General features: G+C 59.7%; 7 protein-coding genes and 2 tRNA genes. 8 read left to right on the forward strand and 1 reads right to left on the reverse strand.

Annotated elements, in window-relative coordinates:
* Positions 1-356 precede the first annotated feature (356 nt).
* From IRZ31_RS05295 to IRZ31_RS05330, 8 genes are all read left to right on the forward strand, one after another.
* On the forward strand, positions 357-851 hold the full coding sequence (locus IRZ31_RS05295) for a hypothetical protein (protein WP_297150595.1): 495 nt from the start codon (positions 357-359) through the stop codon (positions 849-851).
* A 546-nt stretch (positions 852-1,397) separates the two neighbouring features.
* Positions 1,398-2,417, forward strand: a complete 1,020-nt coding sequence (gene gnd, locus IRZ31_RS05300) for a phosphogluconate dehydrogenase (NAD(+)-dependent, decarboxylating) (RefSeq protein ID WP_297150597.1) — start codon at positions 1,398-1,400, stop codon at positions 2,415-2,417.
* 400 nt (positions 2,418-2,817) lie between these two features.
* The gene (locus tag IRZ31_RS05305) at positions 2,818-4,302 is read left to right on the forward strand and encodes a polysaccharide deacetylase family protein (RefSeq protein ID WP_297150600.1); all 1,485 of its coding nucleotides are present in this window, start codon (positions 2,818-2,820) and stop codon (positions 4,300-4,302) included.
* Positions 4,303-4,394: 92 nt separating this feature from the next.
* Positions 4,395-4,467: transfer RNA gene (locus IRZ31_RS05310), tRNA-Ala, on the forward strand.
* Positions 4,468-4,814: 347 nt separating this feature from the next.
* Positions 4,815-4,887 (forward strand) — tRNA-Ala (locus tag IRZ31_RS05315).
* A 443-nt stretch (positions 4,888-5,330) separates the two neighbouring features.
* Positions 5,331-7,805 carry a leucine--tRNA ligase gene (gene leuS, locus IRZ31_RS05320; RefSeq protein ID WP_297150604.1) on the forward strand — a complete coding sequence of 825 codons (2,475 nt, stop codon included), beginning with the start codon at positions 5,331-5,333 and terminating at the stop codon, positions 7,803-7,805.
* Between the two features lie 481 nt (positions 7,806-8,286).
* Positions 8,287-8,649: an adenosylmethionine decarboxylase gene (gene speD / locus IRZ31_RS05325; protein ID WP_069804310.1), complete on the forward strand. Its 363-nt coding sequence runs from the start codon at positions 8,287-8,289 to the stop codon at positions 8,647-8,649.
* 126 nt (positions 8,650-8,775) lie between these two features.
* Complete coding sequence (locus IRZ31_RS05330; protein WP_297150612.1) at positions 8,776-8,916, forward strand: hypothetical protein; 141 nt, start codon at positions 8,776-8,778, stop codon at positions 8,914-8,916.
* On the opposite strand, the gene speE is transcribed toward IRZ31_RS05330, so the two are convergent.
* Positions 8,882-9,814, reverse strand: a complete 933-nt coding sequence (gene speE / locus IRZ31_RS05335) for a polyamine aminopropyltransferase (protein WP_297150615.1) — start codon at positions 9,812-9,814, stop codon at positions 8,882-8,884. The two genes, IRZ31_RS05330 and speE, sit on opposite strands and share 35 nt — an antisense overlap.
* Positions 9,815-10,041: the final 227 nt, after the last annotated feature.

The raw sequence follows: 10,041 nt of genomic DNA on the forward strand, positions 1-10,041 counted from the left end.
CGAGCGCGCCCCCAGACTTAATTTGATCATCGCGCCGCTCGTTCGTCCTCTGTAGAGAGCAGCATCTAAGGAGCAAGAAGTGCTTGTGAGGAAGCAGTGCGAGGAAAGGAGCGTTATTTTCGTGCAGAAACCATAGTGCTCTCGCAGTGCAGGGCCTGTCGCCCCTCAGAAGAGGGGCAGCTGTTTCGCCAGCCAGCAAACAAGCGAGCGCCAGCGGCAGAAGGGTAACGTCCCAGGCGCTCCAGCAGCCACCAGGCGACACAAAGCCACTACAGGCCCCCGGCTCGGCGCGGGCTTAGTTCGGCGAATTGGTCCGTCCGTCAGCAGCTATCTTATCCAGCCAGAAGGAGCGTGCCATGCAGAAGACCTCTCTGCGTATGACTAAAGCATCCCCGCGTCCCTCCCAAGAAGCACCTACCGAGATACGTCATTTCGCCTTGCGCGATTTGCTCCCTCCTGAGCATCTTCTCGCCCTCAATCTGACTCTCGGCACCCTGGCCCAGCTCGCCTGCGAGGAGGGCCTGCCCCACCTCATCGCCGAGCAGCAATTTACCAACAGCGAAATCTGTCTGCTGCTCCCTTTACTGGAAGCCTATCCCCACTACTGTCCCTACGAAGTCCTCCTCGCCAGCTTTACCAACGGCCAGATTACAGAAGCCGAGGTTGAGCGTTGTCGAAGACGCCTGAGCCTGGCCCAGGCTGAAGGTGTCTGGGACCAGGAGATGCGCCCCGTGCGCAACGTCCTCTCGCGCACGCGTATGAAGTTGTACGCCTTCGGCATCGATATCTTCTCAATTCTGGAAACGGGTTATGTACTGATGCGCCGAACGCGCCAGCGCACTAGCAGCTAAGAGCGCCAGGGACAGCCCCCGGCGCCGACCCTCTCTGACGCTGGCTATCCGCGCTTGCCCTCGCCAGTTCCGGCAGCGCAGGCAGTCTCGCCTCTCAGTCTGCCAGAGGGAGTCAGTTACCCAGCCAGCTGCTCACAAGTGGTTCTCGACAAGGGTCGCTGATTGGATCAGAATCGCTGACTCGCTGTAGAGCAGATCAGGCACGCGCAGCCCTTCGACAGCTCTCCAGCAGCAACTCACCTTGCCCTTTGCTCCCTGGCAAATTGCCAGGGAGCACCTCTTTACTGATCCCACCCTCGCTGGTCCTCCCTCAGCGTCACGACCAGCCCTCCTCTTTCCACTTCCCTGCGCCAGTATGGTACACTTAGCGATGGACAGGCAGCGCTGTGTTGCTCTTCCTTTAGCCGGCATCCAGCCGTCTGCCGTTCAGAAGGGAACTCCCATCAGGCAGACCAGAGCACACCGCGCCCGTCTCTCCATCCGTACCCCGGAGAACACCAGTTTCGCTAGCTAGAGAAGAAAGACAGAAAAAGAAAGGATCGCTACATGGAACTTGGTCTTATCGGGCTTGGACGAATGGGAGCCAATATGGCCCTGCGGCTCCAAAGGGCTGGCCATAAATGCATTGGCTACGCACGCCACGCCGAGACCGTGGAGAAGCGTTTGAAAGAGGGGGCCATCTCCGCGGGGGCTACTTCCCTGCCAGAACTCGTTGGGCAGCTGAAGCCGCCCCGCATTGTCTGGCTGATGATTCCCGCCGCCTCCGTTGATGCCACCCTGGAACAGCTCATTCCGCTGCTCTCTCCCGACGACGTCGTCGTCGATGGCGGCAACTCCTTCTATCAGGACGACATTCGCCGCGCCGCCACCCTGAAAGAGCATGGCATCCACTACCTGGACGTCGGCACCAGCGGCGGCGTCTGGGGCCTTGAGCGCGGCTACTGCCTGATGATCGGCGGCGAGGCCGAGATCGTTCAGCGGCTCGAACCGCTCTTTGCAGCCCTCGCTCCCGGTCTCCAGGCCGTCTCCCGTACCCCTGGACGCGAGCAGGTGGGCGGTACTGCCGAGCACGGCTATCTGCATTGTGGTCCACATGGCGCCGGCCACTTTGTCAAGATGGTGCACAATGGTATCGAGTACGGGATTATGGCCGCCTACGCCGAGGGCTTCAACATCTTGCGCCACGCCAATATCGGCAAGCACCCCGAAGAGATCGACGCCGAGACGACGCCTCTGCGTAATCCCGAGTACTACCAGTACGACTTCAACCTGGCCGATATCGCCGAACTCTGGCGCCGCGGCAGTGTCATCGCTTCCTGGCTGCTCGACCTGACCGCCCACGCCCTGCTCACAGACCCCGATCTGAGCCAGTTTGCGGGACGCGTCTCCGACTCAGGTGAGGGACGCTGGACCATCAAAGCCGCGATCGATGAGGCTGTACCCGCCGGCGTGCTCAGCACCGCTCTCTATGAGCGCTTTGCCTCCCGCGGCGAGGCGGATTTCGCCGACAAACTGCTCTCGGCCATGCGCTTTGAGTTCGGTGGCCACCATGAGAAGCAAGGCTAGCCCCGGCAGGCACCGCCTCCACCAAACCTGACTCCCTTCGCGCAGCCACACCCGCCTATCTCGCGAGATGCGCACCGGGGCCGCCGCTCGCCTGGCAGTCGCTGCCACATTCGTCCGCGGCTCCGGGATGGGCTGGCCCGCTGCCTCGCGGAGCCAGCCTTCCTGCCCTTTCTTCTCCTCTCTGCATTCATCTCAGGGAGATAAGCCTCCCTAAAGCCCTCATGTCCTCCAAGAGAGGACGAACCGTTCTTTTAACCTCATCATTGACCAGCGTATTTCATCACGGCTGCGCTCCAGTTGCCGCTCTTGAATAGGTATTTTTACCTAGATTCTGGTATAATGAGGGGGCGATCATGTACAGCTATAGGCAGGAACACACAACACGCACAGGTTCTTAGCCATGAGATACACCAGCAATCACGAGTCGCAAGGGTACGCCTCTCGGAGGGAAGCGGGAGCAGCGCTATCAGGGCCAGAAACGGCCCAACCAGCGAGCCAGCCGTTTTCCAGGAGGCAGCGCCATCGTTCGACCTCGCCCCGGGCCACGCGGCTGCTGCTGGCCGGACTCCTCAGCCTGTTGCTGATCGCCACTGCCGTTCTCGCCTGGGGTCTCTATGCGCTGCTGAGCGGTAACAGTCAGAGTGGCAATCAGGGCCCGCGTAATTCCGCTACCTTCATCGCCGAGCACCCGCAGGAGGCGGCCAATGAGCAACAAGTGCTTGTCCTGGCCCAGCGCTATCTGACCGCTTTTCTGCATCATGACTACACCACTATGTGGTCGCTTCTGGCACCGGCCCGGCGCGCCCTCTGGCCCGACGAGCAAGCCTTCGCAGACTTCTGGCAGGCGCGCTTTGCCCATTACACCCTGCAGGGCTTCAGCCTGGGACTTCCCAGCCGTCTCAGTCGCTGGGTCGATCCTGAGACCATGACGAGCTACAGCGACGCCCTCATTGTCCCGGTCTCCCTGCAGCTCGTCCCCGATGCTACGTTCAGCAAGGAAGCCAACTTACCGCCCGAGGACCTTCACCCGGCGAGCATCTATCGCAACCTGCCCTTCATCGTCCAGGCCAGCACCGGCCAGGACGGTGAGCAGCACTGGTATGTAATCGCCGGCGGACCGGCTGACCCTGAAGCTCCCATCCTGCCACCGCCTCAGCCAGCCGCCCGCAGCGTTGCGGTGCCCATCCTGATGTATCACCATGTCTCACCCGCACCCACCCACAATCTGCTCGATTACAGCCTGACCGTCACGCCGCGCAACTTTGCCGCCCAGCTCGACTATCTCAAAAGCCACGACTACCATACCATCACCTTTAACCAGCTCTTCAACGCTCTCTATTTTGACGCTCCGTTGCCTCCGCATCCCATTATTCTCACCTTTGACGACGGGTACGAGGATGTCTATCGCTATGCGGTGCCCATTCTGCAGGCTCACGGCTTCAGTGGCATGTTCTACATCATCACCGGTGTCGTGGGGAACGCAGGCTATATGAGTTGGGGAGAGATCCGCGACCTGCTCGCCCAGGGCATGCAGGTCGGCTCACATACTGTGCATCACATCAGCCTGGGCTGGGTCGTTATCGGCGATCCTCAGCTTACTCAGCAGGAGCTGCAGCTGTCACAGGCTACCCTGCAGCAGCACCTCGGCATCCCCATTCAGCAGTTCTGCTACCCCAGCGGCGAGCCGTTCCGCCACGGTACCCCCCTCGAACAGGCCCGCATCACCGCCATGCTGGCCGCCGATGGCTACGTTGGCGCTACCACCGACCCCGGCCTCACCGGCTGGCTCCAGCAAAGCACCCGGCCTTTCGCTCTACTGCGCATCCGCGTCGACGGGCGCGAAAACCTGGCGGAATTTATCGCCAGCCTACCAGCGTTTTCATAGAACGAAAGGGTGAATTGGCAGATCTCCTAGAAAAAGGTCTTTACAATTCACCCTCAGATGTGCTATCATTCTAGTCGCCAGCACGAAGGTATGGGGATGTAGCTCAGCCGGTAGAGCGCGACAATCGCACTGTCGAGGTCAGGGGTTCGAGTCCCCTCATCTCCACCCGCTGCCAGCACGACACGGCACAGCTCAACGGGCAGCAAGGCCAGAAGGGCCTTCCCCCCTTGCAAACCGCAAAGCTTTGTGCTATAGTAAAAGGGCAGCGGAAAGAGAATAAACCTGGCGATGAGCAGGAGTAGTAGGTCGCCAGACCCGTCCAGAGAGTAGCCGGCTGGTGCAAGGCTATACGGGATAACGACCGAACTCGCCTGTGAGCAACAGGTGCGAACGCCTCGGGAGTCAGTAGCACCTGTCGGTATGCCCGTTACAGCAATGAACGAGTGCCAGTCACCTGGTACTGCGGAGTGAAGAACTCTTGATGAGACGCTCTCAAGCGTCGTGTTGCAGATGGGCCTGTAGCACAGTTGGTAGCGCGCCTCTATGGCATGGAGGAGGTCAGGGGTTCGAGTCCCCTCAGGTCCACTTCTCTTCAACTCCGCAGTAAGCTACCGATGGTGATTGGAAACAGGGTGGTACCACGGAAAAACCTTTCGTCCCGAGCGGATGAAAGGTTTTTTTATTGCTACGCTCGCTCCCTACTACATCGCTTATTTCCTGGCCTGTTGCTGTCGCCTTCTGTCCTGCGTCTATGCTGCTGCAGCCTGCTCTGCCTTCGGCTGCCGCTCCCGCCTGGGCCACCGCCGTAGAAGCAGGGCTACTCACTACAAGCCAGACAGCGCTCGGCAGCCAGGGAGATAGAGAAAACCAGGCGAAGCAGCAGAATAAGCGCCACCGCTCTCATGCGTGCGCCTCGGGCTGGCTTCGCAAACCGATGGACGAGGTCGGCCCGCTTTGCCTCTGCTTTCCTGCTGTTGGCCGCAGTGCCTGATCAGGTCCGACCGATTATCAGGGGAGGGACACCTGCAATGATCACGCGCACAAAATATGATCCAAAGGTAATTGAACCAAAATGGCAGACTCGCTGGGAGGAGGAGCAGATCTATCACGCGCCGGACGATTCGCCTAAGCCCAAGTTCTATCATCTGGTGATGTTCCCCTACCCCTCCGGCGATCTGCATATGGGCCACTGGTACAACTATTCTCCTTTCGATGCCTATGGCCGCTTCATGCGCCGCCTGGGCTACAATGTTATGCAGCCCATCGGCTTCGATGCCTTCGGCCTGCCCGCCGAAAATGCCGCCATCAAGCGCGGCATCCAGGCCCGCGATTGGACAATGGCCAACATCGAACGCATGCGCAAGCAGCTGCGCATGATGGGCGCTCAGTGGGACTGGCAGCGCGAGGTCGTCACCTGCCAGCCCGAGTACTATAAATGGACTCAGTGGCTCTTCCTGCAGTTCTATAAGCACGGCCTGGCCTATCGCACTCGCGCCCCCGCCAACTGGTGCCCCGGCTGCAATACGACCCTGGCTAATGAGCAGGTGCTGCCTAACGGCACGTGCGAACGCTGCGGCAGCACGGTGATCCGCAAGGAGATCGAGCAGTGGCTGCTGCGTATCACCAAATACGCCGAGGAGCTGCTGCGCTTCGATGGCATTGATTGGCCAGAGAAGACGGTCACCATGCAGCGCAACTGGATCGGACGCAGCGAGGGTGCGGAGATCCGTTTCTTCACCGAGATCGACGGCGAGCGCGTCGAGATCCCCGTCTTTACTACGCGCCCTGATACCGTCTATGGCGTCACCTTCTTTGTGCTGGCACCGGAGCATCCGCTGGTAGAGCGCCTGACCAGCTCCGAGCAGCGCGCCGCGGTCGAGGCTTATGTCGAGCGTACACGTCGCATGACAGAGATCGAGCGCCTGAGCACGGAGAAGGAAAAGACGGGCGTCTTCACTGGCGGCTACGTGATCAATCCTGTCAGCGGCGAGCGCGTGCCGGTCTGGATTGCCGACTATGTGCTGCTGAGCTATGGCTCGGGCGCCGTGATGGGCGTGCCTGCCCACGATCAGCGCGACTTCGAGTTTGCTCGTAAGTTTGGCCTGCCGATCCGCCAGGTGATCCTGCCCCCAGGCGAGGAGGAGAGCGATCCAGCCACCTGGAGCGAGGCGAAGACAGCCTATGGAACGATGATCAATTCCGGCCCCTTTACGGGCACACCCGCTGATCAGGCCATCCCTCGCGTGATTCGCTACCTGGAGGAGCAGGGGATCGGCCAGTCGAAGGTGACCTACCGCCTGCGCGATTGGCTGATCAGTCGTCAGCGCTATTGGGGCGCCCCGATCCCGATCATCTATTGTCCCAAGGATGGCACGGTTCCTGTTCCCGAGGATCAGCTGCCCGTTTACCTGCCTGAGCATGTTCAGTTCAAACCGACGGGCGAGTCCCCCCTGCGCTACGAACCGGCCTTCCTGAATACCACCTGTCCAAAGTGCGGCGGCCCGGCAACGCGCGAAGTCGATACTATGGATACCTTCATTTGTTCGTCCTGGTACTTCCTGCGCTACGCCGACCCGCATAACGATAAGGAAGCCTGGAGCCAGGAGGCTATCCGTCGCTGGCTGCCGGTCGACCAGTATGTAGGCGGCGCAGAGCACGCCACCATGCACCTGCTGTACGCACGCTTCTTCGTCAAGGCCCTGCGCGATATGGGCTATCTGCATTTCGATGAGCCGTTCCTGCGTCTGTACCACCAGGGCATGGTGCTGGGAGCCGATGGCCAGAAGATGTCGAAGTCGCGCGGCAACGTCGAGGCCCCCGATAAGTATGTCGAGAAGTACGGCGCCGATACTGTGCGCTGCTACATGATGTTCATCGGCCCCTTCGATCAGGGCGGGAGCTTCAAAGCCGAGAACCTGGAAGGCGTCTGGCGCTTCCTGAACCGCGTCTGGAACCTGGTGACGGAGAGCTGGGTCAGCGGTACCGTCAGCGAGGAGGAGAACGAGGCCACCCGCGCGATCGAGCGTCTGCGCCATAAGACGATCAAGCGCGTCACCGAGGACCTGCATCACTTCCGCTTCAATACGGCCCTGGCCGCGCTGATGGAGATGAATAATGCGCTGATCAAGCAGCAGCATGAGCCGGTCGCTCGCACCGCCGCCTATCGCCAGGCCCTGGAGACTATGATGCACCTGCTGGCTCCAATGGCTCCTCACCTCACCGAGGAGCTGTGGGAAATGACCGGCCACCAGGGCAGCATCCACCTGACCGACTGGCCACAGTACGATGAGGCTCTGACACACGATGAGACCTTCACACTGGTGGTACAGGTCAACGGGCGCGTGCGTGAACGCCTGGAAGTGCCAGTCGAGACGCCCGAGGAGGAGATCCGTCAGCTGGTGCTGAGCAACCCACGTGTGGCCGCCTATATCGGCAATGCCCCCGTGGAGAAGTTCATCTACGTGCCGGGCCGCATAGCGAACGTGGTCACGCGCCGCGCTTAGGTCCGGTCCAGCCAGCAGAGCAAACAAGGAAGAAGGCTGGAGGCTGGTGCCTTGATCTTCTTTCACAGCGGCAAAGGCAAGCACCGGGCAACCAATCAGCCTACTCGTGGCCGTGATGCCCGAGCCGGCATCACGGCCATCTTTTTTGGGGGGACCTCTTTTTGTGCGTCCCCCGACTTTCTCCATTACTTTAACCCACGATCTGAGAGACGGTAGCGGGCCTAAGAGCGCCTGAGAGGCCTACGGAGAGAATACGCACCCTCAACCAGAAGCCGAAAGCCCAGCCATTGTCATGGGGGAAGAAATGTGCTACACTAGTATGGCCGCTGTGACAAAACGCCCTGGAGCCATCTGGGCTGATATATCTGCTTTCACCAACGCACCTCAACAATATCGCTTTGGCGATACATAGAGTTTGGTTGCACCGACCAGGGCTAATAAAGTGGTACATTAATTCAGGAAAGGAAGCGTTTCTGAATCGATGGCACCCCCTCCGGTTGGAAAGCACATCTTGTCGGAACTGTATTCGTGCGACAAGAACCTGATGGCTCAGCTGGATAGCGAGAAGCTGCGTGCAGCCGTCTCTAGGATGACGAAAGAGCACAATCTCACGCAACTGGGAGCTTTTTGTCATCAGTTCGATGGGGGCGGTATCACCTGCCTGATCGCCCTGGCTGAGTCTCATATTGCTATCCATACCTGGCCAGAACTGGGCTACGCGACGCTGGAAGTCTACATCTGCAACTACCAGCGGGATAACTCCGACGCCGCTGAACGCATCCACGCCGCGCTCGTCTCGTTCTTCGAGCCAGGTAAGGTCGAAACTCGCCGGCTCGCCCGCTAATTCCGCCCTCCGCTCATCCACCAAACCTGTCCGCCTGCCCGCTATCCACCTGCCTGTCCGCAGGGACGGGTCGTCGCGAAGGTGAGAGAGAGGAAGGGAGGAGGAAGGAAAGGGAACGAGAGGAGGATGGAGAACATCCCTGTGGGTGGGGTCGGCTCCTCGGCGCAGAAAACGCTCACGGCCATGCCCCGCGCCGAAGCTGAGCGGGGCATGGCTCAGGTGGGCGTTTTTTCTATTCCACCACCAGAACACGATCGTCGCGAATGATCATGCCAACGTTCGGGTCCTCAATGGCATCCCGCACGTACTTAGGCAGGGCAAACATGTGCTGGTGCGACTCAACATCGTAAAATCTGAGATTAGTGCACCCCCGCTCTCGCAGGGTGGCCGTGATGACCTCCGGTGTAAAGCGCGCCGCGATGTCTTCGTCACTGGCCACGGCAAAGCCCCAGGGCAGGCCGAAGAAGGTAACCATCGCCTGATAGGAAAACACCGATTTGAAGCACTGCTTCAGGGTCTTGATGATGGAGGCATGAGCCTCACAGACTCCAATGTCGGTCGCCTCGGCCTGCATGCCAAAAGTCCCCCCCGGATTGAGACGGGACTTGGCCAGCTTGAAGAATTCGGTGGTGAAGAGCAGAGCCGCCGGCCCGCCTTCCAATGGGTCAGTGGCGTCCACAATGACGCTGTCAAAGGTCTCGTTGGTCTTCTCTAGATAACCCCGCGCATCAGCATGCACCAGCTCAACTCGCGGATCATCAAAGGCCCCCTGATGCCAGTCACCAAGATGCTCCCTGGCCAAGGCCACCAGCGTGTCATCAATATCTACCATCACAACACGCTCGACGGTGTTGTGCCTCAGCACTTCCCGTAGCGTGGCTCCCTCTCCCCCTCCGACAATGAAGACTTTCTTGGGCTGCCGGTGCGCTACCAGGACTGGATGAATGAGCGCTTCGTGATAGATGTGCTCGTCGAGGGCCGAGGACTGCGGAATACCGTCCAGAAAGAGTGCTCGCCCAAAGCCAATGGTGTCCAGGATCAGAATCTCCTGATACGGCGACTTGGTAGCAACAACTGTCTTGAGCACGCGGTACATGTTGGCACGCGTGCCCCCGCGGAAATCTATGAGCCAGTTCTGTGCCTGCATCTGCTTCATCAAATGCATAATTCACCCCTCAACTTCCTAAGATATTGTGAGATAAAAAGTATAGAGGAGAGGATCTGATAAAAAGAAGTGAAGTGCGGCTTGAAGCCACTCCTCGCTCCCAAGCTGTTCCAGTCCCGGCAACTATTATAGCATATTCACGCCCCTCTGCCTCTGCTATTCTGCACTTCCTGCTACAGTCCTGCTTGTCTCATCGCTCGCTCAGTACCCAGCAGCCAAGCGAGAGA

It is taken from the genome of Thermogemmatispora sp. (assembly GCF_019683635.1).
In the GTDB taxonomy this organism is placed as follows: domain Bacteria; phylum Chloroflexota; class Ktedonobacteria; order Ktedonobacterales; family Ktedonobacteraceae; genus Thermogemmatispora.

Coding starts and splice junctions, on each gene's coding strand:
- IRZ31_RS05295 (WP_297150595.1), top strand. CDS start 357: ATGCAGAAGACCTCTCTGCGTATGACTAAAGCATCCCCGCGTCCCTCC.
- gnd (WP_297150597.1), top strand. CDS start 1,398: ATGGAACTTGGTCTTATCGGGCTTGGACGAATGGGAGCCAATATGGCC.
- IRZ31_RS05305 (WP_297150600.1), top strand. CDS start 2,818: ATGAGATACACCAGCAATCACGAGTCGCAAGGGTACGCCTCTCGGAGG.
- leuS (WP_297150604.1), top strand. CDS start 5,331: ATGATCACGCGCACAAAATATGATCCAAAGGTAATTGAACCAAAATGG.
- speD (WP_069804310.1), top strand. CDS start 8,287: ATGGCACCCCCTCCGGTTGGAAAGCACATCTTGTCGGAACTGTATTCG.
- IRZ31_RS05330 (WP_297150612.1), top strand. CDS start 8,776: ATGGAGAACATCCCTGTGGGTGGGGTCGGCTCCTCGGCGCAGAAAACG.
- speE (WP_297150615.1), bottom strand. CDS start 9,814: ATGCATTTGATGAAGCAGATGCAGGCACAGAACTGGCTCATAGATTTC.